Source organism: Sphingobium sp. FW306-1B-F04DB, assembly GCF_058781925.1.
In genome coordinates, this window is sequence record NZ_JBYSXE010000019.1 from 1 (window position 1) to 21,588 (window position 21,588).

19 protein-coding genes are annotated in these 21,588 nt (G+C 64.7%); 4 read left to right on the plus strand and 15 right to left on the minus strand.

What is annotated here, in order from left to right; translation table 11 throughout:
* From AC3WJD_RS10605 to AC3WJD_RS10620, 4 genes are all read right to left on the minus strand, one after another.
* Window positions 1–211, minus strand: a 211-nt coding sequence (locus AC3WJD_RS10605) for a hypothetical protein (protein ID WP_492746592.1), incomplete at its 3' end; no start/stop codon positions are given.
* Window positions 212–268: 57 nt separating this feature from the next.
* Window positions 269–1,363: a glycosyltransferase family 4 protein gene (locus tag AC3WJD_RS10610; protein WP_492746593.1), complete on the minus strand. Its 1,095-nt coding sequence runs from the start codon at window positions 1,361–1,363 to the stop codon at window positions 269–271.
* A gap of 3 nt (window positions 1,364–1,366) precedes the next feature.
* Window positions 1,367–2,710: a lipopolysaccharide biosynthesis protein gene (locus AC3WJD_RS10615; protein ID WP_492746594.1), complete on the minus strand. Its 1,344-nt coding sequence runs from the start codon at window positions 2,708–2,710 to the stop codon at window positions 1,367–1,369.
* On the minus strand, window positions 2,703–3,902 hold the full coding sequence (locus AC3WJD_RS10620; RefSeq protein ID WP_492746595.1) for a CDP-glycerol glycerophosphotransferase family protein: 1,200 nt from the start codon (window positions 3,900–3,902) through the stop codon (window positions 2,703–2,705). The genes AC3WJD_RS10615 and AC3WJD_RS10620 overlap by 8 nt, the downstream gene beginning before the upstream one ends.
* A gap of 134 nt (window positions 3,903–4,036) precedes the next feature.
* On the opposite strand from AC3WJD_RS10620, the gene AC3WJD_RS10625 reads away from it, so the two are divergent.
* Window positions 4,037–4,936: a nucleotidyltransferase family protein gene (locus AC3WJD_RS10625; RefSeq protein WP_492746596.1), complete on the plus strand. Its 900-nt coding sequence runs from the start codon at window positions 4,037–4,039 to the stop codon at window positions 4,934–4,936.
* 33 nt (window positions 4,937–4,969) lie between these two features.
* Here AC3WJD_RS10625 and AC3WJD_RS10630 read toward each other — a convergent pair whose 3' ends face one another.
* Genes AC3WJD_RS10630 through AC3WJD_RS10640 form a run of 3 tightly spaced genes read right to left on the minus strand, consistent with a single transcriptional unit; the run spans window position 4,970 to window position 8,859 of the window.
* Window positions 4,970–7,306 carry a TonB-dependent receptor gene (locus tag AC3WJD_RS10630; RefSeq protein WP_492746597.1) on the minus strand — a complete coding sequence of 779 codons (2,337 nt, stop codon included), beginning with the start codon at window positions 7,304–7,306 and terminating at the stop codon, window positions 4,970–4,972.
* A gap of 22 nt (window positions 7,307–7,328) precedes the next feature.
* The gene (locus tag AC3WJD_RS10635) at window positions 7,329–8,303 is read right to left on the minus strand and encodes a FecR family protein (protein WP_492746598.1); all 975 of its coding nucleotides are present in this window, start codon (window positions 8,301–8,303) and stop codon (window positions 7,329–7,331) included.
* Complete coding sequence (locus AC3WJD_RS10640; RefSeq protein ID WP_492746599.1) at window positions 8,287–8,859, minus strand: RNA polymerase sigma factor; 573 nt, start codon at window positions 8,857–8,859, stop codon at window positions 8,287–8,289. The genes AC3WJD_RS10635 and AC3WJD_RS10640 overlap by 17 nt, the downstream gene beginning before the upstream one ends.
* A gap of 248 nt (window positions 8,860–9,107) precedes the next feature.
* Between AC3WJD_RS10640 and AC3WJD_RS10645 the strand changes: the two genes are divergently transcribed.
* On the plus strand, window positions 9,108–10,166 hold the full coding sequence (locus tag AC3WJD_RS10645) for an endonuclease/exonuclease/phosphatase family protein (protein WP_492746600.1): 1,059 nt from the start codon (window positions 9,108–9,110) through the stop codon (window positions 10,164–10,166).
* 196 nt (window positions 10,167–10,362) lie between these two features.
* Here AC3WJD_RS10645 and AC3WJD_RS10650 read toward each other — a convergent pair whose 3' ends face one another.
* From AC3WJD_RS10650 to AC3WJD_RS10675, 6 genes are all read right to left on the minus strand, one after another.
* On the minus strand, window positions 10,363–10,536 hold the full coding sequence (locus AC3WJD_RS10650) for a hypothetical protein (RefSeq protein WP_492746601.1): 174 nt from the start codon (window positions 10,534–10,536) through the stop codon (window positions 10,363–10,365).
* A 258-nt stretch (window positions 10,537–10,794) separates the two neighbouring features.
* Window positions 10,795–11,166: a MerC domain-containing protein gene (locus tag AC3WJD_RS10655; protein WP_492746602.1), complete on the minus strand. Its 372-nt coding sequence runs from the start codon at window positions 11,164–11,166 to the stop codon at window positions 10,795–10,797.
* Between the two features lie 108 nt (window positions 11,167–11,274).
* The gene (locus AC3WJD_RS10660) at window positions 11,275–13,782 is read right to left on the minus strand and encodes an ABC transporter permease (RefSeq protein ID WP_492746603.1); all 2,508 of its coding nucleotides are present in this window, start codon (window positions 13,780–13,782) and stop codon (window positions 11,275–11,277) included.
* 14 nt (window positions 13,783–13,796) lie between these two features.
* On the minus strand, window positions 13,797–14,477 hold the full coding sequence (locus AC3WJD_RS10665; RefSeq protein ID WP_492746604.1) for an ABC transporter ATP-binding protein: 681 nt from the start codon (window positions 14,475–14,477) through the stop codon (window positions 13,797–13,799).
* A gap of 72 nt (window positions 14,478–14,549) precedes the next feature.
* The gene (locus AC3WJD_RS10670; protein ID WP_492746605.1) at window positions 14,550–15,863 is read right to left on the minus strand and encodes an efflux RND transporter periplasmic adaptor subunit; all 1,314 of its coding nucleotides are present in this window, start codon (window positions 15,861–15,863) and stop codon (window positions 14,550–14,552) included.
* A 99-nt stretch (window positions 15,864–15,962) separates the two neighbouring features.
* Window positions 15,963–16,142, minus strand: a complete 180-nt coding sequence (locus AC3WJD_RS10675) for a hypothetical protein (RefSeq protein ID WP_492746606.1) — start codon at window positions 16,140–16,142, stop codon at window positions 15,963–15,965.
* Window positions 16,143–16,314: 172 nt separating this feature from the next.
* Between AC3WJD_RS10675 and AC3WJD_RS10680 the strand changes: the two genes are divergently transcribed.
* Together AC3WJD_RS10680 and AC3WJD_RS10685 are read left to right on the plus strand one after the other, a co-directional pair.
* Window positions 16,315–17,727, plus strand: a complete 1,413-nt coding sequence (locus tag AC3WJD_RS10680; protein WP_492746607.1) for a sigma-54-dependent transcriptional regulator — start codon at window positions 16,315–16,317, stop codon at window positions 17,725–17,727.
* Window positions 17,717–19,057, plus strand: coding sequence for a sensor histidine kinase (locus AC3WJD_RS10685; RefSeq protein ID WP_492746608.1), 1,341 nt, complete (start codon window positions 17,717–17,719; stop codon window positions 19,055–19,057). The genes AC3WJD_RS10680 and AC3WJD_RS10685 overlap by 11 nt, the downstream gene beginning before the upstream one ends.
* Window positions 19,058–19,188: 131 nt before the next feature.
* On the opposite strand, the gene AC3WJD_RS10690 is transcribed toward AC3WJD_RS10685, so the two are convergent.
* Window positions 19,189–19,512 carry an antibiotic biosynthesis monooxygenase family protein gene (locus AC3WJD_RS10690; protein WP_492746609.1) on the minus strand — a complete coding sequence of 108 codons (324 nt, stop codon included), beginning with the start codon at window positions 19,510–19,512 and terminating at the stop codon, window positions 19,189–19,191.
* A 144-nt stretch (window positions 19,513–19,656) separates the two neighbouring features.
* Window positions 19,657–21,450: an aminopeptidase P family protein gene (locus AC3WJD_RS10695; RefSeq protein ID WP_492746610.1), complete on the minus strand. Its 1,794-nt coding sequence runs from the start codon at window positions 21,448–21,450 to the stop codon at window positions 19,657–19,659.
* Window positions 21,451–21,588: the final 138 nt, after the last annotated feature.

A 21,588-nucleotide genomic window follows, 5' to 3' on the forward strand; every position in this document is an offset into this window, starting at 1 on the left:
TCGCCGTCCTCTTCGGCGACAGGTTCACGGTCTGATGAACGAAACTGGCCTCGCGCACAAAATTCCTGACAGTCCCCACCAGAAAATCGCTCTTCGCGCTGTTGGCTACAATGCGACTTCGCGCAGCGCCCAGGTTGGAGGCCACAAACAACGCAACGGACACATCCCCGCACGCCTGCAATGCACGCCAAACCACTGCCGCCACCGCCAAGTAAAAAACCCTGGACCGCCGGGATTGGGCGCATTGCGAACCGGCTTGCCGATCCGCTCAGTATCGTACCGGCCAGGCGGCGATGCGATCAAAGATCGCGGTTCCCGCCTCACGGAATTCCTCGATGCCGAACTTCTCGACCACGCGATCTTGCGCGGCCGTTCCCATCTGCCTGGCGACAAGCGGATTGGAGACCAGGATTTGGATCGCAATCGCCAGCGCTGCGTCATCGCCCGAGGCGACGATCAATCCGCTTTTTCCATGTTCGACCGTGAAGGGCATTTCGCCAACGGATGAGACGATCACCGGCAGCCCCGCCTGCATGGCCTCGTGCGCAGCGATGCACAATCCTTCTGCGCGCGATGGTTGAACATAGGCGTGACATCGGGCGAGAAAGTCGCTCGGCCGATCCTGGTAGCCGGCGAGGACAAAATTGTGGACGCCCGCGTTCCGGGCCTTCTCCTCAAGCGCGGCGCGCTCGCTTCCCTCGCCGCCCACAACGACTTCAAACCGCTCGCAAAGCGCCGGATACTCGCGCGAGAGATGCGCCAGCGCCTCGATCAATGTATCATAGCCCTTGTTCGGGTGCAGCCGTCCGAGGCTGCCAATCCGGAAAACCTCTCCAGGCTTGTATCGAGGCAACGCCCGGTCAGGCCTGCTGGCGATGATCAGCGGCCAGACCACCATATGCTCCGGAGAGACCCCAAGCCGCTCGATCGACAGCTGCGCAACCGATCGGGAGTCGGCGATCCATAGCCGCGTAAGCGCCCGGGTCCGCTTCAACCAAGCCAGGTTGGCGGGCTTCAGAAAGGCGTTGTGCTGCCAGCTGACGACCGGCACGCGCAGAAGCTTGCCCATGACCTGTCCGATCAGCGTGGCCTGGGTCAACGAAGTCCAGATGATCGTCGGCCGGTATTCGCGAAGCTCGGTGAACACCCATCGCGCCGCCGCGAGATGCTCAGCCTTGCCGGCCTCAGAAACGCGATAATCGAGACCCGCCGCATCAAGCGCCGCAGCTGCGCGGCCATCGCGTCGCGACAGCGCGAAAAGCCGCACGTCCGCGCCGAGTTCGCGCAAGAGTCCGGTCACCACCGGAACCGGGAGCGCCGCGCCGCCTCCTTCCAGGGAATTGATGACATAGGCGATCCGCACGGCTCAGATCCCTGCCGTTGGCGTGGCCGGGGCCACGGTGCGTCTGGAGATTTCACGTCCCACGAAAAAGATCAGCAGCGCCGCCGCAAGCAATCCCTGGACGACCGCGTAGATGCCGGCCCCATGCAGACCCTGGTCGAACATCAGCAGCGGCAGCAGCGGATACAGGCCAAGGCTGCTGACCAGATTGGCCGTGACCGACAGGCGGGGCCGCCCCATCGCGACAAGTGCCGAACTGCACGGCGGACCGGCGAGCAGGATCGCCCGGGCAAGTGCGAGCCAGGCGATTATCGCACCGGCGCCGACGAACGCAGGTCCCGCAAGAAGTTCGGCAACCTCCGGCGCGAACAGCGCGAGCAACACGAGTACGGGCACCGCCGAGGCAAGTGCGATGGCGATGCAACGCACCAGTGCGTTGCGAATCCGCGGGCCAGCATCGTGCCGGGCCACGAGCCTGGCGAGTTCGGCATAGGCGGCCTGGCCCAATATCTGCGCGGGTTGGGCGATCACGACGGTCGCGCGCTGGGCGACCGCATAGAGACCCGCGGCCGCCGGACCCAATATCCAACCCACGGTCAGCGGGGCGAGGCGGCCCGCAAGCTCGCTGAACGTGACGTCGAGATTGGCGCCGATCATGAAGCGCCACAATGCGGGGTTTTCGATCAAGGTGCCTCGCGGGCTTCCGAAGAGCCGATGGCCCCGCACCTCGCGGCGCGCCACGACAAGCCCCATGATCCAGAGCGAAAGCCATTCGCCGAGCGCGGCGATCAGCCAGGCGACAAGGAAGCCCTTGAGGCCAAGGCCAGCAAGCGCTGCGATTGCCGCGCCGACGAGGCGGATCAACGCCGGGACCGCATTGTGCCCGCCGAGCAGATCGAAGCGCCCGACCAGTTGAAGGTAGCCCGCGGGTGTCGACCGGACCGATGCCAATACTGCCAGGCTGTAGGGGATAGCGAATGCGAGCGCTGTCGGGGACCAGCCCAGCCTGGGTCCAATCACGGGCGCGAGCAGCGCCGCGATAAGCACGGCCAGCAGCCCCGCCCCCAGTTCGATGATAGCGGTCATCCGAAGCAGGCGAACAAGACGCCCGCTGTCTCCGGCTTCCCTGGCTTGGGCACCATAGCGAACCACCGCGTGCCAGCCCTGGAAATTGACGATCCCCCCGACCGTCACGGTATAGCCATGCACCAGCACCAGAACGCCGTAATCGAGCGGACCGAGCGCACGCGCGGCGATGACCATATAGGCAAGGCTAATCAGACCCGCCGCCGCCTTGCCGCCCAGGAGCAGACCGAGATTGCGGTAGATCCGTCCCACCACGCCGCCCGGGACCCCGGTGTCAGCCATGGCGTGCAAGGCTCATTGTCGGGCGGCCTCGTTTAGCAATGCCCAATATCGCGAGAATCACCTCGGCCGCGCGCTCCGCCGAGGGCCGTCCATCGAGATCGAAGCTCCGCGCAAATAATGCCTCCTGGATCGGGCGATAGGTTTTCTGCTGTCCCAGAATCGCTCTTTCAAGGCCCCGGCCAAGATGCCGGGCATCTCCTATTACCGGGCCCGCCCGCCAATGCGCGAAATTCGGATCGCCTTCATGATCGATCCCATGTGCGTTGAGGAATACGCATGGCCGGGGATTCCCCAGAAATTCGTAGATCTGGCTGCTGACATCTCCGAGATAGATGTCAGCGGCGTTGGTATAGGTCATGTCCGTGGACGCCGCGCTCCCGAGGTCGATGTGGACATTGGCGGCGCGGCGATAGCGATCCGCGATCCGCCCCGGCCGCGCGATCCGCAAAGGGTCGATGCTGACATTGAAGCGCCGCTCGAACAGCATGACATGCGGAGCGAAGATGAGGTTGAACCGATCGCTCCCGGCAAAGAAGTCGAGCACCTTCCTCCCCATAGTGTACCACGAGGACAGATGAGGCGAGCTGTGTGGGTTATACAGCACCGTCGGACGATCATTGCCGAACAGCCTTCGTTCGGGCGAAGCGGCCGCGACATCGAATTTGGGATAGCCAACGACAGAAATCCGGTCCGGATCGAGACCGGTTTCGGCGATGAGCCGCTCCTGAATTTTCGCGCCCGAGACGAGCACATGATCGAATGCGGCGCTCGCCTTGTCGAACCCGATCGCGCGGTCACCCGCGCCGTGGCGCGTATGCACGATCCTAAGGCTGTTCAGACCGTACCGGCTCTTGAGGATGAGCGAGGTCTTTTCCGCAACCACGAGCATGTCAAACCCGCGAAAAAAGTCGAGATTGTCACGGTAAACCAGCAGCTTTTGCGACGGTAGGAGTGCGCCGAAGGCCTTGGCCAGCCCTGTCGAGACGGGCGAGTGAAGACCGAGCTGGATCAACGGAAGGACGCCGCCGATTGCCTGCCCGCCAAGCCGCTCGATCTCCGCAGACAGCCGGCTGTTGGTGGACGCCAGAACCACCTCGACTGGCGCGCCTGTATCCATGAGCGCCAGTGCGATCGGCAGGCTGTGGGCGATCTGATGCGTCTGGTCGTGATTGAAAAGGAACAATATTCGCATTGGCGTTAGACGCCGCGACCAGGGGACTTCCGCACTTCACGCGCCGATAGGTCGAAATATGGGCTTCAGTCCCACACCTTACGTGCGGGTTTGCATGGGCCATGGCGTCGCAGTGTCCACGAAAAGGACACATAATGGCACAGCCTCAGCCGAAAATCGTGGATATCGGGCCACGAATTCCTTCACCCCACCAAAGCCGGGCCGCGTTTGGCGGAAAGCCAGCGATTGCCGCAACGCCGGGACTCTGGACGGCGATCATCCTTGCCGGCCGGCGGCCGGGAGTAGATCCGTTAGCCCAGGCGTTCGAACAGGAATACAAGGCCCTGGTGCCGATATGCGGCATGCCGATGCTTGGGCATGTCGTCGCCGCGCTGCTGGAGGTTCGGCAGATCGGCAGGATCGTCATACTCGCGCAGGCGCCCGAAGAATTGTTTGGCGGATCACTCAAATGGGTTCTCGACAGCCCCAAGGTGCAATTGGCGCCCAGTTGCGACGGTATTTCGCAGAGCATTGCCAATGTTGCAGGAACTGCTCTTGCGCCCTGGCCGCTCCTCATAACGACCGCCGATCACCCATTGCTGACCACGGAGATGGTTGAGAGCTTCCTCGGTCAACCTGGCCAAGCCGATGTGAGCGTCGCGGCCGTCGAACGAAAAACGCTCCTTGCTCGCTATCCCGACAGCAAGCGTACCTGGCTGCATTTTCGGGACGGCGCCTATACGGGCGCAAATCTGTTCGCGCTGCGCAGCGCCCGCACGCGCTCCGCGCTCGAGCTGTGGGCGCGGGCTGAACAGGACCGTAAACAGGCGCTCAAGATGTTCTGGCATTTCGGGCCCATGCTCGCGCTCCGGGCGATAACGCGAACAATCGGCTTCAGCGACGCCCTGGCGCGCGCGGGCGACAGGCTTGGACTGTCGGCAGCGCTCGTGGCGCTCGACATCGCAGAGGCAGGGATCGACGTGGATAAGCTGAGCGACCATTACCTCGCGGAAGAAATCATGCTGAGGCGCCTGCGAAAGCATCGCGGCCGCTGATCGCAAATCCAGTTCGACGACTTCAGGTCGCGATCAGAATGCGACATCGAAACCGATCCTGATGCTCCGGGGTCGAAGCGGTGTGATTTGCATCCGGTCCGCGACGTGAAAGGGATTGCCGAACGAAAAGCGGTTGGCGCGGACATCGCCGATATTGGTGACGTCCAGCGAAAAGCCGTATCGGCCGATGTCGAGCCGGGAACCAAGATTCGCTTCGAAATATTTCCCCTGCTCGATGTCGATCGGCGGCCCGATTCCGAGCTGGGACTCCCCGACATAGCGAAGCGAGGCATCGACCGTCAGGCTTGCATCCGGCGCAATGGGGATGGCGTAAAGCGCCGCTGCACGTGCCCCGGTTCTGGGTATATTCGGGAGTTCCCGGTCCTCGGCATCCGCAAAGGCGGGATCGGGATGGTTGAGAGCGCTGTTGTTGCGGAAAAGCGAAGCTTCCAGCGAAAGCCTGTCGGTGGGCCGCCAGTTCGCATGGGCTTCCAGCCCGTAGATCCGGCCGCTGCCGATATTGGTGGTGAAGGGAAGGCCGCGCGCGTCGATCAGGTCAGCCTGGATATCGGACCAGCGCGCATAGGAGAGTGTGAGTGCGAACGCCAGCGGATCGCGGCGCGCCTCGCCATAACGCAAGCCCGCTTCAACGGTCGCGATCGTGTCCGCTTCGAACCGGCTGGAGGTAGCCGGCGAGGTCGATGCATCGATCGCCAGCCCCCCCGCGCGAAATCCCTCTTGATACCGCGCGAAGAGCAGCATCTTTTGCAGCGGTTTCCAGGAAAGCGCGACCGTCGGGAGGAACCGGTTCTCCGAGCGTGTCGGCTCCATTTCCTCAGCGGCCGGATCGTCAAGCAACTCGCCGGAAAGATGCGAATAGGTGGCACGCCCGCCGAGTGTCGCCGAAACGCCATCGAAAAGCACGAAGCTCACCTCTCCGAAAAGCGCCGCGTCGAACACCTCGTTGCGCACGCCGGTGATCGGATCGGGGCCATCCGGATCGCCAAGCGAGCGATTGATCCGTGACACGTCCTGGATGAGGCTGAGGCCCGCCACCCAGCGACCACCGCCGAAAAATCGGCCGGACAGGCGGGATTCGTGCGAGAGCAGCGATATCTTCGTATCTTCCAGGAAAGCCGCCGGGCCTGAGGTGCCGTCAAACCCCGTCGCGTCGAAGACAGTGCCCAGATCATGCTTGACCCAGCCGCTCGCGGAAACGAGCTCCATGCCGTCCCAGCGCTTGCGCACGACAAATTGCGCAAGCGAATAATCGTTGTCGAACGGCTGGGCGATGGCTGAGCGCCGCGTGAGCGGAGGCAGGTCGCGTTCGGCATATTGGCCGTCCCGGCTGTCGATGTTCTGGACAAGCCAGCCAAGGTCGATCGTCCAGCCATTGCCGGGCTTCACCTGCGCCGATGCACGGCCGCCCCACGTCGTCGCGCGATTCACGTCCTTTAGGCCACGCTCGGCATCGTCGATATAGCCGGGATCGAGCGTGCGATAGCCCACCGCGCGCACCGCGACGCGATCCGCGACGATCGGCAGGTTCAACATGCCGGCCAGGTCGCTGCCATCGGCGCCGTGGCGCGTGCCAGTCCATCCACCCATAAGCCGCGCTCCGAAACCTGCGGCGTCGGGGTCATTGGGCACCAGCCGCAGGATGCCGCCGAGCGACCCGGCGCCATAGAGCGTCCCTTGCGGTCCTTCCAGCACCTCGATCTGCTTGATGTCGTAAAGGTTCAGGTCGGGGTCTGGCGCGTTATAGGCGAGACGGACATCCCCCAGATATTGCCCGACCGTTGCCTGGGAGGGGCCATTGAAACTGCTGTCCGCGACACCCCGGATGAAGAGCTTGTTGCGCCCTGGACCGAGGCTCGTCGAAGCCAGCACAGGCAGGCGTTGCACGATCGCGTCGGTGCCGCGCGTCGTCCGCGTCGTACCGTCCTGCTCCAAATCGAAGATGGCGACACTCGCGGGGTAGTCTTCAAACGCGATGCCGCGCTTGCTGCCTGTCACGATGATCGGGGGCGCTTCAGTCGAAATCGTCGGGCGCGTCGCAGTGGGGGTTGGCCGTCGCGCGGCCTTTGCCGGCGTGCGCCGGGTGTCGCTCGCGCGCACGATAAGCACCGTTTGGCTGTCGACGAAACGGAATGTGAAGCCGCTGTCACGAAGCAGCCGGCGAAGGGCATTGTCTACCGTGAAGCGGCCGCGCAATCCGCGACTGCGCACGCGCGCAATTGCGGGGTCGGGCGTGCCGATCGAAGTACCGGTCTGTTTGCCAAGCGCGATGAGTGCGTCGGACAGAGGTCCGGCCGGTATACTGAGATCGTGCGCCCCTGCCGCCTCTGCCGGAGCCGGCAGGACGCTCACCAGGACGGTCGCGCTGATGAGGCTAGTGCGCAGCACGATCTGGCGCGGAAAGCTGCCATCCGGACCCGCTTGGCCTGGCCTCAACGCCAAGCAGGGCGCCAAGTCGCCGGAACAGCTGGTCGCGATCCTTCTCGATCCTAATGGTGCCGGTGAAACGATGCTGCGCGATTTCGGGCGCAGCGGCGACGGGCACACCCAGCGAGCGCGACAAGTCCGCGGCGACGGTGCTGATCGCTGCGTTGCGATAGCTGAGCCGGCCTTCCTTCCAGGTTCCGATCAGCTCGGGCGGCTTGCGGCCCAGTTCGACGGCCCTGCTGCCGTGGCGCGCGTACAACGTCTGTCCCGCCCGGAGCTCGATCGCCTCGCGTCGGGGATTGTAGCGCACCGCCCCTTCCGAGACTTCGACGGTCAGCCCCGCATCATCGCGAACCATATTGAACACGGTGCCGACATCATGGATCTGCTTGTCGCCGGCATGAACCACGAAGGGGTCGGCTTCGTCGTGCACGACGCGGAATCGCGCCTCACCTCGATCAAGTGCGGCATAACGCGCGTTGTTCCTGTCGAGCAGGATGCGCGTTGCTCCGTTCAGCGCCACCTCGCTGCCGTCGCGCAGCGATACGATACGGGTCACGCCGGGCGCGGTCTCGACAGGGTAGATCGAGGATGACGGCGCGAGCAGCGGCCAGACGAGCAGAGAAAGTGCCAAGAGTGCCGCGACAGCGCCGGCGGCCCATGCCCAGCGACGCTTCGGCACGGTCTCGTCTGCCGGCGGCGGTGCATCGTGATCGTCATTCAATCCGGGACGGGGGCTTGCGATCAGGATGTCATCAAGCGCGTCATCTTCCATCACCACCGCGTCATAGGCGGCGTTGTGGGCCGGATCCTGTTCGAGCCAGGCAGTAAAAGCCTCCCAGTCCTCGGCACGCCCATCCTTCAGGCGGATGTGCCAGCCAATCGCGTCGGTGCGGGCCTGTTCCTCAATCCTGGGCGACATATGCTTCTTTCTCGCCTGATGGACGCCGTGGATCGGAACTTTCCGCATCGAGCCGCCGCTGCGCATCCAGCACCGCACGATAAGCGCGCTGAAGGTGCTTTTCCACTGCGCTCAGGCTGATGCCGAAGTCATGCGCGATCTGCTTTTGCGATTCGCCTTCTAAACGAAAGCGCCGAAAGGCAGCCGCCGTCCGTTCGGGCAAGGCGCTGAGAACGGCGTCGACCTGCCTCAGCCGTTCCCGCGCGATCAGCATTTGCTCGGCCGAGAGGCGCTCGCCCACGGTATCCGCGACACTGGTATTGGCTTGCGTCCATGCCTCGTCGCGTAGCACCCGGCGCCGTTCGCCCCTTCGGTGATCGAGGAGGAGGTGGTTCGCCATCTGGTAGAGATAGGCCCGGGGGTGTCCGATGGGCCCGATTGCGAGACCTTCGATCTTCAGGAACAGGTCCTGGATCAAGTCTTCCGCGTCCACTGCGTTCATGCCGCGCGCCGCCAGGAACCGCACGAGTTCCGGCCGCATCGTCATGAAAACCTGTTTCAGGCCGAAATCCGCCATCAAGCCAAACTCCGCGCGGAGCCCGAATCCGGCATTCATCCCTAAAGGATGCGGACGATCCGGACAACTTTCGGACGGAATTCGGCATAGGCGCCCCGTTTGCGCAGCTTGCCGCGGCGGCTCGCGTCGCTCGATTACTATATGCCGGCGGGTCTTCAAACCCGCGCCAGCCGCGATGATGGGCCGATGATGCGGTTTGAACCCGCCCCTGGCGTCTTAGCCCCAACGCACTTTCGGAGGGCAGGAATATGGGCCGGTTGCCGGGTCTCTCCATATGGGGCGCCGCCGTCCTTCTGCTCGCCTTCGATGGCCCCGCGGCGCACGCGGTGATTCCCGCGCCCGAGGCGGCGCGCGAGATTTCAGTGCTCACCTATAATGTTCGCGGACTGCCATGGCCCATTGCCAACGGGCGAAGCGGGGCATTACGTAGCATATCGGCCCGGCTCGCCGCGCTTCGCAAGCAGGGCAGGCAACCGCATATCATTGTCTTGCAGGAAGCATTCACCGCCGACGCGAAGAGGATCGGTCCAGACGCCGGCTACCGCTATGTCGTGAACGGGCCCGCCACAAGTGACGAGATCGAGTGGCCGACGACCTCCGAAGACCGCCGCTTCGTGGCCGGGGCGCGGTGGGTGAAGGGTGAGACCCAAGGAAAATTCATCGACAGCGGGCTTCAGATCCTATCCGACTATCCCGTGCTGTCGGTTCGGCGCGCGCCATTCCCGAAATTCGCCTGCGCCGGTTATGACTGCCTGGCTAACAAGGGCGTGATGATCGTGCTTGTTCGCGTGCCGGGCTTTGTCGCTCCGGTTCAGATTGCGACCACACACCTCAACTCGCGCCCCAGCTCTGGGGTCAGCGACGCGCGCTCGCTCTATGCCTACCAGCGGCAGGTGGATGCACTGGACGGATTCATGCGCGCCAATCGTGATGCCCGGTTCCCGATCGTCTTTGCCGGTGATTTCAATGTGGGCAAGGCCCGGGCGCGAAGGGCGACGCTTTTCCGCCCCGCACAATCCGGCGGCAGGCGTTGGCCCGTTGCCGCCTCCCATGATGCATTGCGCGCCTGTGCGCGTCGCACGCGGTTTGCATTTGACCGGTTCGGCCGGAGCGCGAGGGAGGCTCTGCTGAACGCAGGAGACTGGCAGTTCTTCCAGTCGGGCAGCCTGGCTGCAATTGCTGCGAGTACCATCCAGGTCCCGTTCGGCCGCGAGCGCGACAACCGCATGCTTTCCGAGCATATCGGCTACACGGCGGTCTACCGGCTGATCGGTGAGACCTCCGTACCAGTCCCGGTCACGGCTTGAAGCACTTGATCTGGCAGCAGTTGCCGTCCGCTCAGACCAAATGCTCCGGCGACAAAAGTGCATGCTCGAACGCGCTAAGCATGGGACCTTCGATCGCGGCGGCGGTCCCGGCTTCGGACAACGCAGCGGCGGCCAGCCTCTCTTGCGGCGCGCTCTTAAGAGCATCCAGATCTATGCGGGGGGTCGGCAAACGCGATCAGAAAATCGTCAAAATCTCCACCATAGTCGGGGTGCGGCGCTGATCCTCGAAGCCGATCACGAGGAACGCGTCATCCTCCTCCTCGGGCAATTCCCATTCGACCGCCTGCATCCCAAGCCCCGCATTGACCAAGTTCGATCCCTGGCGCGCCCCCATCGCATGGAACACCATCCGTGACCCGCGGCGCGCGGCCGGTGAGCATGTTGGTGAAGAACAGTCCGTCCTCGAAGTCCGAGATCGACGCCGCGCTCGGCACCATCGGACACGAAGAATAAGCCGATCCCTTTGCCGGGAGGAACGCGCACAGCCAACAAGAGCTATTCATTATTCGCCTGAAAACAGCTACATGGAAGTTGCGGCCAACCAGGGTCAATTGTCTGCGAAGGGTTCGAATCGCTTCGCCCGCTCCAGATTTCCGAAATCGACGCTTTACCGTGCCCGCCAGTTGGCAACATGGCCCGCGGCGAGCAAGATGCTGCCCAGCACGGTCAGCCCCGTTTCGGTCGCGACGGCGTGGCCGCCAAGTGCGCCCCAGCCGAGCAGTGCGAGGCCGCTTGCCCCCACCGCCGCGGGAAGCAGCAGCCCATGGCGGCGCCACCCTGCACCAAGCGCCAGAGCGCTTGCGGGCACGGCAAAGCCGAGCGCGGCAAGGTGGAAGCTCTCGGGGACGCGCAGCAGATCCGATAGCGCGGGCAGCAGCGCGATCAGCACGGGCAGCGCGAGGCAATGGACGAGGCATAATGCCGACGCGCTGATCGCCGCGCCATCCCAGAACCGCTGCACTCCAGCCGTGCGCCGCATATCTACCCTTCCCAGAAACGATCTGTACTGAATGATACGTTGTATCATTGATGAGGCGGCTATCTGGGAAAGCGGCGACGGCAATTCAATGCCGGCGCCCGATTTCGTCTATTCGTAGCGCAGCGCGTGGATTGGATTGGTCCGTGCGACGCGGAAACTGTGCGCGGCGATTGTCCCCACCGCGATCACCAGCGCCAGCGCGCCCGCTGCGATGAACGGTCCCGGCCCAAGCGCGATTCGTGCGTCGAATGTGTTGAGCCAGTCGCGCATCACCCACCACGCGACGGGCCAGGCGATGAGGTTGGCGAGCAGCACTGGGCGGCTGAACTGCCACACGAGCAACTGAATGATTCGCGCGGTGCTCGCGCCGAGCACCTTGCGGATGCCGATCTCGCGCGTCCGCCGTTCGGCGGTGAAGGCGGCGAGGCCAAACAGGCCCAGACATCCGACGATCACCGCGAGCGCCGCGAAGGCTGCGAAGATCTCCGCGCGCTTGGCCTCCGCCCGATAGAGTTCGCGCATGATGTCCTCGGTGAACTCGCCGCGGAAGGGCACCTCAGGCGCCATGCGCTTCCACACCGCTTCGATCTTCGCCATCACCGTCGCGGGGTTCGCGCTGTCATAGCGTACCAGCATCTCGGTATGGTGGTTGCGATCGTAGAGGAAGACGATCGGGTCGAGCGGATCCTTGATCGAGCGGAATCGCGAGTCCTGCACGACGCCGATGATCGTGGCGGGCACAAGTCCCCCATATTCCGAATCCACCATCGAGAGCTTCAGCGTCTTGCCGATCGCATCCTGCGGCGATGCAAAGCCCATGCGCCTGGCCGCCAGGGCATTGATGACGATATTGACGCCGCGTGCAACGATCGCCCGTTCGGCCGCGGGGTCGGGCGGGAAGGGCCGCGTCTGGTCGTCCATCGGGCGGTTCTCGTCGAAGGTCCGACCGGCGAGCAGCTTGATGCCCATTGTCTCGAAAAACCGGGTGTCGACCGGGTAGTTGCCCACTAGGACCGGCGCGTCGCGCCCCGGCATGTTCGCACCGATGCTGGTGCTGTTGAGCGTGTTGACGCCGATCGTCGTGCGCCCCACCGCGGTGACGCCATCGATCTTGGCGATCTCGCGCGTCATCGCATCCACCACGGGATCGAGCTGACGGCGACCGACGCCTTCCAGCTGGATCAGGCCCTCGCGCTTGTATCCCGGATCGGCGTTCCGCGCATACAGCGTCTGCGAATAGACCACGACCGTGCAGATGATCAGCGCGATCGAGACCGAGAATTGCGCGACGACCAGAGCGCTGCGCAGCCGCCCCGACCCTTCCGCATCGGCGGTCGACTTGTTCGCCTTGAGCACCCGTGCCGGCTGGAACCGCGAGAGGTGGAAGGCGGGATAGATGCCGCCTGCCGCACCGACGAGGAGCACCAGCGCCAGGATCGGCAGCATCAGCCCCCCCTCGCCGAAATAGCGGAGCTTGAGGTCGGCCTCGAGGAATGCCGATAGGAAAGGCAGCGAAAGCTCGGTGATCGCCAATCCGACGAACATCGCGAGCGCCGCCACAAGGATCGATTCGCCGAGAAACTGGATGACGAGTTGCGTCCGGCTTGCGCCGAGCACCTTGCGCAGCGCCACTTCTCGCGCGCGCTGGCTGGCCCGGGCGGTGGCGAGATTGACGAAATTGACGCACGCCATGCCGAGCACGAGCAGTGCGACTACCGCAAAGGTGGTGATCGAGCGCCGATCGTTGCCCGGTGTCATCGCCCCGTCCTGCGCGTGGCCGAGATGGACGTCGCGGATATTGACGAGGCCGAAATCGGCCTGATCGCCCTGGTTGCTGCGCTTCCCGCCAAAGAATTCGTCGGGAATGTTGCGCTTTTCCCATGCGCGGAGCTGACTGTTGATCGCAGCCACGTCGGCGCCGGGCTTGAGCCGGAAATAGAGCCAGCCACCCTGCCAGCCAAATTGATCGAGGAAATCGGGCTGTTCCGCCCAGAAGGTCTGCGGCACATAGCGCGCGATCATGCTGATGCGCATGTGCGAATTGGGCGGGAGATCCTTCATGATGCCGGTCACGCGATAGTCCTGCGCGCCGCCACGCCCGACGAGCGTGACGGTTTCGCCCATCGGATTCGCCTTGCCGAAGCGCCGCACCGCTTCGGTCTCGGAGATCACAAGCCCACCCGGCTGGGCAAGTGCGCGCCTGGGATCGCCCCGCAGCAAAGGCAGTTCGAGGACGTCGAAGACCGGACCATCGGCATATACGAGATTGTCGACGTCACTTGCTTCGCCATTGCGCAGCATCACCGGGCGCGAGGCAAGCAGGTGGAGACTGCTCTCGATCTGCGGGAAGTCCTTCCTGAGCGCCGCTTGCGCGACATAGGCCGACATCTGGAGGTTCTGTTCCTCGCCCGTCTGCTGGTCGCGATAATAGGTCTGGAACTGGAACACGCGGTCGGAATTCGGCAGCCACGCGTCATAGGTCAGCTCGTTGCGTACGAAGAGCAGGATCACCAGACATGCCGCCATGCCGATGGCGAGCCCGAATATGTTGATCAGCGCATAGGCGCGGCTCTTGGCGAGTGAACGGATGCCGACGGTCAGATAGTTGCGCCACATGGTGCTTGCCCCTTTCACGCCGCACGGCGACGTTCGACGAGCACGCGCCCGTCAAGCATGTTGACGACGCGCCCCGCATAATCGGCGTGCGCCGGCGAGTGCGTGACCATCACGATCGTCGACCCTTCGGCATTGAGCGTCTGGAGCATCTTCATCACCTCCTCGCCATGCTGCGTGTCGAGGTTGCCCGTGGGCTCGTCGGCAAGGATCAGCCGCGGCTCCCCGACGAGCGCGCGCGCAACCGCGACGCGCTGCTGCTGGCCACCCGAAAGCTGGCTGGGTCGGTGCTTCGCGCGGTGCGCGATGCCGACCTTGTCCATCACCGCATCCACCCGGCGCTTGCGTTCGGACGCCGGGATGTCGTGGTAGAGCAGCGCCAGCTCGACATTTTCGGCGACGCTGAGTTCGTCGATCAGGTTGAAGCTCTGGAAGATGAAGCCAAGGTTGGTCTTGCGGATGTCCGCCAGCTGCGCCTCGGACATCCCGGCGACCTCGGTGTCGCCGAAGCGGTACGAACCGCTCGACGGGCTGTCGAGCATGCCGATGACGTTGAGCAGCGTCGATTTGCCGCAGCCCGACGGTCCCATGATCGCGACGAACTCGCCTTCATGGATGTCGAGGTCGATCGCATCGAGTGCGGTCGTCTCGACCATGTCGGTCCGATAGACCCGCGACAACTGGCGCATACTGAGCATCGGCATCATCCTTTCACTTGGCTTCAAGCACTCCCCGAAAAAGTGGGAACCGGTTTTTCGACCGGGAGGTGCTCAACGATTCAACTCGAGCCGATCCTTGTCGGCGAAACCGGTATAGGGGGAAGTCAGTACCTTCTCGCCGGGATCGAGCCCGTCGAGCACTTCGATGAAATCGGCGTTGCGTCGCCCCAGCCGGACCTGGCGCTTGACCGCCTCGGATCCGTCGGGCGCCATGACAAACACCCAGCTGCCGCCGGTGTCGTTGTAGAAGCTGCCATTGGGGATCAGACGCGCGCGGCTGGGGTCGCCGAGAACCAGCTTGGGCTGGAGCGTCTGGCCGCGCTGCAGCTGCGGCGGTTCGTCGCCGAGGAACTGGAGGTCGATCTCGAACTGGCCGTTCTTCACGGTCGGATAGATCTTGGTGACGCGCAATTTATAACTCTTGCCGTTCCAGTCGACCGTCGCCAGCTGACCGGGGCGGACGCGCGACAGATAGAATTCGTCGACCCCCGCGACGAGCTTGTTGCGGCCGGGGCTGTCGATCTGACCCAGCCTCTCGCCGGGCGCCATCGACTGACCGACCTGGATCGAAAAGGCCGAAAGCGTTCCCGAAACGGGCGCACGCAGATTGAGCGCCTCGAGATTGGCGCGCGCGAGCCCAAGGCTCGACTGCAGCGATTCCGAGGACGCGCGAAGCTGCGCGAGCTGGCTCGACTGCAGCCGCTCGTCGGTTGCCTGCGCGCGGCGCAACACCGCGTGGCGGTCGCGCTCATAGGCATAGGAGTCGCGCGTGTCGCTGAAGGTCTTGCCCGCGACGAAGCCCTTGGCGGCGAGCGGCGCCTCGCGCTCATACTGGCGCTGCGTCTTCTTCATCGCCAGTTCGGCTTCGAGCAGGCTGCGCTCGTTCTGCAGCCGGTTCTGCGCGAGCGCGAGTTCCTGGCTGCGCATCGAATTCAATTGCTGTGTGACCTCGGTCTGGCGCGCGAGCACCGACAGCTGCAGTTCGGCATTGGACAGCACCGCGAGCAGCTGCCCCTTCTCCACCGTCGCGCCGTCCTCGACCAGCACCTGTTCGACGCGCCCGCCTTCGATCGCATCGAGATAGACCGTCAGCAGCGGGGTCACGCTCGCGCGCAGCGGCAGAAAATCCTCGAAGCTGCCTTGCGTCACCGTGGAGATCGTTACGCGGTCAGCCGCGACCGACTGCGACTGGCCGTCGGGGGCAAAGGCATAGAAGCCGCCCGCGAGTGCGACAAACGCCGCCGCGCCGATCCCGATCTTCATGCGGCGCGGCATCGTCCTGCGCTCGACCACGCGATCCATCGCGCCCCCGCTGACCGCACCGGATGCGCTCTCGGCTTCGGTCTTGATGCTCACCACGCTCATCCGGCTCCCCTATCAATTTCCGGCGGCGACGCCTTCATGCCAATGTCCGAAATCGAACACACACTGTCCGCATCCGAACAGGGAGGTGGCAATGCGGGGTCACAGCAGTATCGGCGACGGTACCGGCGCGAAGTCCGAATGCGCGGTCTCGACGCACGTGGCCTGCACCGTGTCGTTGGCATGAACCGCCTCGGGAGCCGTGCTGATCAGGGTCATCAGCGTTGCGGCGAGGATCGCGCCAAGAGCGCTCGGGATGCGAATGTGGCGATGACTGTTCATCTTCAATCTCCTTCGGGTCCGCTGCAGCATGGGCAGCCATGCCCCGATCCTCGCAGGTCGCGTGCCAGTTTTGCCAACACCGCGGTTTAATAGGGTTTTTGACGATTTCCCGTTCAACTGGCACGGATATTGATTGTACGCTTTCGAACACTCGCTGTACGGGAATGGACGCATGGAAGAAGGCAAACCGTTCGACCTCTGTGTCGTCATCGATGACGATGAGGACATATTGCTCGCCGCCCGGCTGCTACTGCGCCAGCTGTTCGGCGAGGTGTTGACCTTTGCTGATCCGCGCGCGGCGTTCGAGGCTACTGCGGAGCGCTCGCCCGATGCTTTCCTCCTCGATGCCAATTTTGCGCGCGGCGCGACCAATGCCGCCGAGGGCTTTGAATGGCTCGGCCGCTTCCTCGAGCGCGATCCGGAAACCGTGGTGGTGATGATCACCGCGCATGGCGGCGTCCAGATCGCGATCGAGGCGATGAAGCGCGGCGCGACCGACTTCGTCACCAAACCCTGGTCCAACGAACGCCTGCTCGCGACTGTGCGGACCGCTGCATCGCTCCGTCAGTCGCGCCGCGCGGTCTCGACCGAAAAGAGCCGCGCCGCCGCGATCACCGCCCCGCCCGCCAGTGGCGAGACCCCGCTCATCGGCGATTCCCCCGCTATGCGCCGCGTGATGCAGCTCATCGAACGCGCGGCGCCGACCGAAGCCAACGTCCTGATTCTCGGCGAGAACGGTACGGGCAAGGAGCTGGTCGCGCGCGAGCTCCACCGCCGCTCGCGCCGCGCCGATCGCGTCATGCTCTCGGTCGATCTCGGCGCGGTTGCGGAGACGGTGATCGATTCGGAGCTGTTTGGCCATGTGAAGGGGGCCTTCACCGATGCACGCACCGACCGCATCGGCCGCCTCCAGGCCGCGGACGGCGGCACGCTCTTCCTCGACGAGGTGAGCAACCTGCCGCTCCACCTGCAACCAAAACTGCTGACCGCGCTCGAACAGCGCAAGGTCACCCCCGTCGGCGCCAACAAGCCCCTCCCCGTCGACATCCGCGTGATCGCCGCGACCAACCTGTCGGCCAACCAGCTCGCCGACGAGCAGCGCTTCCGCCAGGACCTGCTCTTCCGCCTCAACACGGTCGAGATCGTGCTGCCGCCGCTGCGTGAGCGCCGCGAGGACATCCCGGTGCTGCTCGACCATTATCTCGGCATCTATGCGCGCAAATATGGCAAGCAGCCGCACGCGATCCCCCCCGATGTCGTCGCAGCGCTCGTCGCCTATGACTGGCCCGGCAATGTCCGCGCGCTGCGCCACGCGGTCGAGCGCGCGGTGATCCTGTCGGGCGAAGCCCCGCTCACCTTCGAGGATTTCTCGATCCGGCGCCCCGAGCCCCAGCCCGCGCGGATCGCGCCCGCGGTAGTGGTCACTCCCGCCGCCGCCGATGACGACCTCAATCTCGACCGCGTCGAACGCCGCGTTGTCGAGACCGCACTCAGGAAGCATGGCTACAACATCTCGGGTGCCGCCGCCGAACTGGGGCTGACGCGCGCGTCGCTCTATCGCCGGATGGAAAAGCATGGACTTTGACCGCCGCTTCGCGATCGGGTTGGCGCTGCGCATCCTGCTCGTCTTCACATCGCTGGCCGCCTTCGCCTGGTCGCTGGTCACACCCGATTTGGGGGCCGCGCGACTGCTCGCCTTCGCGATCGCGGCAGCGGCCGGGCTGAGCCTGTGGCGCTATGTCCAGCGCACCAATTTCGAGGTCGCGCGCTTTGTCGACGCGGTGCAGTTCGGCGACATGCAGGCGCGCTTCGCCCGCCCCGACGCGGGCAGCGGTTTCGATGCGCTCGGCGAGGCGCTCGACGCCGGCATCCGCGCGCTGCGCGAGGATCGCGCGAAACTCAGCGAGGCCTCGCGCTTCTATGAGGCGCTGGTCGACGATGTGCCCGTCGCGCTGCTCACCATCGACGGGGAAGGCCGCGTCGATCTCGCCAACAAGACCTCGCGAAAGCTGTTCAACCGTCACAGCGGCACGCACCCCGCCGATTTTGATGCCTATGGCCGCAACTTCGTCGCCGCGCTCAACGGCCTTGAGGCGGGGCGAAGCCAGACGCTGATCCTCGACCTCGATATCGGCCCGCAGCGCGCGATGCTGCGCGCGGGCGCGCTCGGACGCTTCGGCGGCACGACGCGCGTCATCGCGGTGCAGGTGATCCAGCAGGCCTTGAACGCGGTCGAGGTCGCGGCGCAAAGCGATCTGATCCGCGTGCTGACGCACGAGATCATGAACTCGATGACCCCCGTCACCTCGCTGGCGCGCACCGCAGCCGAGCTGATCGCCGAGGCGGACAAGGGCGACAATCCCGCGATCGCCGATGCGCGTGCAGCAGTCGAGACGCTCGCGCGTCGCGCCGATGGCGTGATGCACTTCGTCGAGACCTATCGCGAGATCACCCGCCCGCCGCAGATCAACCGCCGCCATTTCGCCGCCGCGCCCTTCGCGGCCGAACTCCAGCGTCTGTTCGGGGCCGATGGCCACTGGGATCAGGTCGTGCTTTCGGTCGCGATCGCGCCGCAGGACCATCTGATCGACGCCGATCCCGACATGCTCGCGCAGGTCGTCATCAACCTGCTCCGCAATGCCGCCGACGCCGCGCAGATGAATGGTGACGCGCCGCGGGTCACGTTACGCATCGAGGCGCTGCGTTCCGGGCGCACGCGGATCGAGGTCGAGGATAATGGCGCGGGAGTACCCGAGGCGCTGCGCCACGACATCTTCCTGCCCTTCTTCACCACCAAGAAGACGGGGACGGGCGTGGGCCTCAGCTTCGCACGCCAAGTGCTGCTCGCGCATGACGGCTCGATCGATGTCGACACCGGCCCGGAGGGCGGCGCGCTGTTCCGGCTGGTGTTGTAGCCTAACGCATTGCCACCCACAGCCACACCGCACGTCATCCCAGCGAAAGCTGGGATCTGCTACAGGATAGCGCGCGATCTGGTTGGGAGATGCCAGCTTTCGCTGGCATGACAGTTAGTGGGAACAGCTTCCTACCCTCGCTTGGTCAGCAGATCATCCGTTACCGTCATGGTGAATACCGGCGCATGCCCCGGCGGCGTCTCCGCCACCGCGTCGACGAACATCGCGCGCGCCTCCTTGTCGTCATAGACCATCTTGGCGTCGAACGCCTTTTGCCAGGTCGCCTCGTCGGGCCACTCGGCATAGCCGACGAAGCGGCCGTCGCTGTCCTGATGGAGGCGCGAGCCGTAGCTGCCGTAGATCCGCGTGATCTGCTCGGTGCCGCGCCGCCAGGCTTCGCGGAACTGCTCCTCCTTGCCCGGATGGACGCGCCACCAATAGACCGCGACGAACATGGCAGACCTCCGCTCAAGCGTGCCCTAAACTGTCATGCTGAACTTGGTTCAGCATCCATGAACACAGACGCATCAGGCCTTGCGCCGCCCGTGTTCATGGACCCTGAAACAAGTTCAGGGTGACGGGAAGGTTTGGCCGTCAGGTCAGAGCGGCGCGCACTGCGCCTCCAGCCACGCCCTGTCGTCGCCCGCGAGTTGCGGCGCGACGATCCCGATCACCTTCGCGTGATAATCGTCTATCCATTGCCGCTCGACGGGCGAGAGCATCGCGACGTCGATCAGCCGCCGCTCGATCGGCGCGAAGGTCAGCGTCTCGAAACCGAGCACGGGCTTTTCGCCGCCCGCGACCTCGCGCTCGACGACGAGCACGAGATTCTCGATGCGGATGCCGTATTCCCCGGTCTTGTAATAGCCGGGTTCGTTCGAGAGGATCATGCCCGCGCGCAGCGGCTCATCGGTGCCCGCCTGTCCGCCCGCGGACATGGCGATGCGCTGCGGCCCTTCATGCACCGACAGGAAGCTGCCGACGCCGTGGCCGGTGCCATGCGCATAGTCGAGCCCGGCTTCCCACAGATATTGCCGCGCCAGCGTGTCGAGCTGGCCGCCGCGCGTCCCCGCGGGGAATATCGCGCGCGCGAGCGCGATATGGCCCTTGAGCACGCGCGTGAATCGATCGCGCATCTCCGCGGTCGGCTCGCCCACGGGCACGGTGCGCGTCACGTCAGTGGTGCCGTCGCGATACTGGCCGCCTGAATCAACGAGGTAGAGCGAGTTCATCTCGAGTGGACGGTTGGTTTCCTCGCTCACGCGGTAATGGACGACCGCGCCATTGGGACCCGCGCCCGAAATCGTGTCGAAGGACAGGTCCTGAAGCAGCCCGGTTTCCTCACGCAGCGCGAGCAGCTTGTCCTGCGCCGAAATCTCGGTCTGGCCGCCCTTGGGCGCCTCGACCGACAGCCAGCGGAGGAACTTGCTGAGCGCCGCGCCGTCGCGCGCCTGCGCCGCGCGGTGCCCCGCGATCTCGACCGGGTTCTTGATCGCCTTGGCAAGCACCACGGGTTCGCGCATCGCGATCACCTGCGCGCCGGCGCGCTCGAGCCCCGCGAAGATCGCCGAGACCGCGCGCTCGGGATCGACGACGACGCGCTTGTCTTTGAGCTTCGCGAAATCGCCCGCAAAGGCCGCGCGATCATGGACGCTGACCGCATTGCCGAGATGCTTGACGACATCGTCGGCGAGCTTTTCGGGCGCGACGTAGAAATCGGCGGTCGCGTCGTCATGGACGATCGCATAAGCGAGCGCGACCGGCGTGCGCTCGACGTCCTTGCCGCGGATGTTGAAGGTCCAGGCGATCGAATCGAGTGCCGAAAGCACCACCGCATCGGCCTTGCGCTCGTGCAGCCAGTCCGCAATTTCCTGGCGCTTGTCGTGCGCGTTGCGCCCCGCCAGCTCTTCCGGGTGGACGACGAGCTTGGCCTTGCTGGGCTCGGGCTGGTCGGGCCAGATCTTGTCGACGGGGTTGGTGTCGACCGCGACGAGTTCGGCGCCGCGTTGGCCAAGCGCCTTTTTCGCCTGCTCGACCCATGATTTTGTGTGCAGCCAGGGATCATAGCCGATACGCCCGCCCTCGGGCGCATTCTGGCTCAGCCATTCGGCGACGCTCGTCTGCGGCACGCTCTGATATTGCCACAGATTGCCGTCAACCTGCTCGCGCACCTGCAGCGTGTAGCGGCCGTCGACGAAGATAGCGGCGTCCTCGGGCAGCACCGCCGCGGCACCCGCCGACCCCTGGAACCCCGTCAGCCAGGCGAGGCGCTGCGCATAGGCACCGACATATTCGCTCATATGTTCGTCGCAAATGGGGACGACGAAGCCATCGAGGCGGTCGGCTTTCAGTTGCTCGCGCAGCGCCTTGAGGCGCGCTTCATGGGTGGACATGCGGTAATCCTTGATTTCTAGTGCAGGGGATCAACATAGGGCCTTGGCATGCGCCTTGCCAGCCTTGCCCGGAGATGAAAGTGCCCCGATGCGCCTGAGTGTTGCCGCCGCGCTTCTGCTTGCCAATGCCACACCAAC

Coding starts and splice junctions, on each gene's coding strand:
- AC3WJD_RS10615 (WP_492746594.1), bottom strand. CDS start 2,710: ATGGCTGACACCGGGGTCCCGGGCGGCGTGGTGGGACGGATCTACCGC.
- AC3WJD_RS10620 (WP_492746595.1), bottom strand. CDS start 3,902: ATGCGAATATTGTTCCTTTTCAATCACGACCAGACGCATCAGATCGCC.
- AC3WJD_RS10625 (WP_492746596.1), top strand. CDS start 4,037: ATGGCACAGCCTCAGCCGAAAATCGTGGATATCGGGCCACGAATTCCT.
- AC3WJD_RS10635 (WP_492746598.1), bottom strand. CDS start 8,303: ATGTCGCCCAGGATTGAGGAACAGGCCCGCACCGACGCGATTGGCTGG.
- AC3WJD_RS10640 (WP_492746599.1), bottom strand. CDS start 8,859: ATGGCGGATTTCGGCCTGAAACAGGTTTTCATGACGATGCGGCCGGAA.
- AC3WJD_RS10645 (WP_492746600.1), top strand. CDS start 9,108: ATGGGCCGGTTGCCGGGTCTCTCCATATGGGGCGCCGCCGTCCTTCTG.
- AC3WJD_RS10650 (WP_492746601.1), bottom strand. CDS start 10,536: ATGGTGTTCCATGCGATGGGGGCGCGCCAGGGATCGAACTTGGTCAAT.
- AC3WJD_RS10655 (WP_492746602.1), bottom strand. CDS start 11,166: ATGCGGCGCACGGCTGGAGTGCAGCGGTTCTGGGATGGCGCGGCGATC.
- AC3WJD_RS10660 (WP_492746603.1), bottom strand. CDS start 13,782: ATGTGGCGCAACTATCTGACCGTCGGCATCCGTTCACTCGCCAAGAGC.
- AC3WJD_RS10665 (WP_492746604.1), bottom strand. CDS start 14,477: ATGCTCAGTATGCGCCAGTTGTCGCGGGTCTATCGGACCGACATGGTC.
- AC3WJD_RS10670 (WP_492746605.1), bottom strand. CDS start 15,863: ATGAGCGTGGTGAGCATCAAGACCGAAGCCGAGAGCGCATCCGGTGCG.
- AC3WJD_RS10675 (WP_492746606.1), bottom strand. CDS start 16,142: ATGAACAGTCATCGCCACATTCGCATCCCGAGCGCTCTTGGCGCGATC.
- AC3WJD_RS10680 (WP_492746607.1), top strand. CDS start 16,315: ATGGAAGAAGGCAAACCGTTCGACCTCTGTGTCGTCATCGATGACGAT.
- AC3WJD_RS10685 (WP_492746608.1), top strand. CDS start 17,717: ATGGACTTTGACCGCCGCTTCGCGATCGGGTTGGCGCTGCGCATCCTG.
- AC3WJD_RS10690 (WP_492746609.1), bottom strand. CDS start 19,512: ATGTTCGTCGCGGTCTATTGGTGGCGCGTCCATCCGGGCAAGGAGGAG.
- AC3WJD_RS10695 (WP_492746610.1), bottom strand. CDS start 21,450: ATGTCCACCCATGAAGCGCGCCTCAAGGCGCTGCGCGAGCAACTGAAA.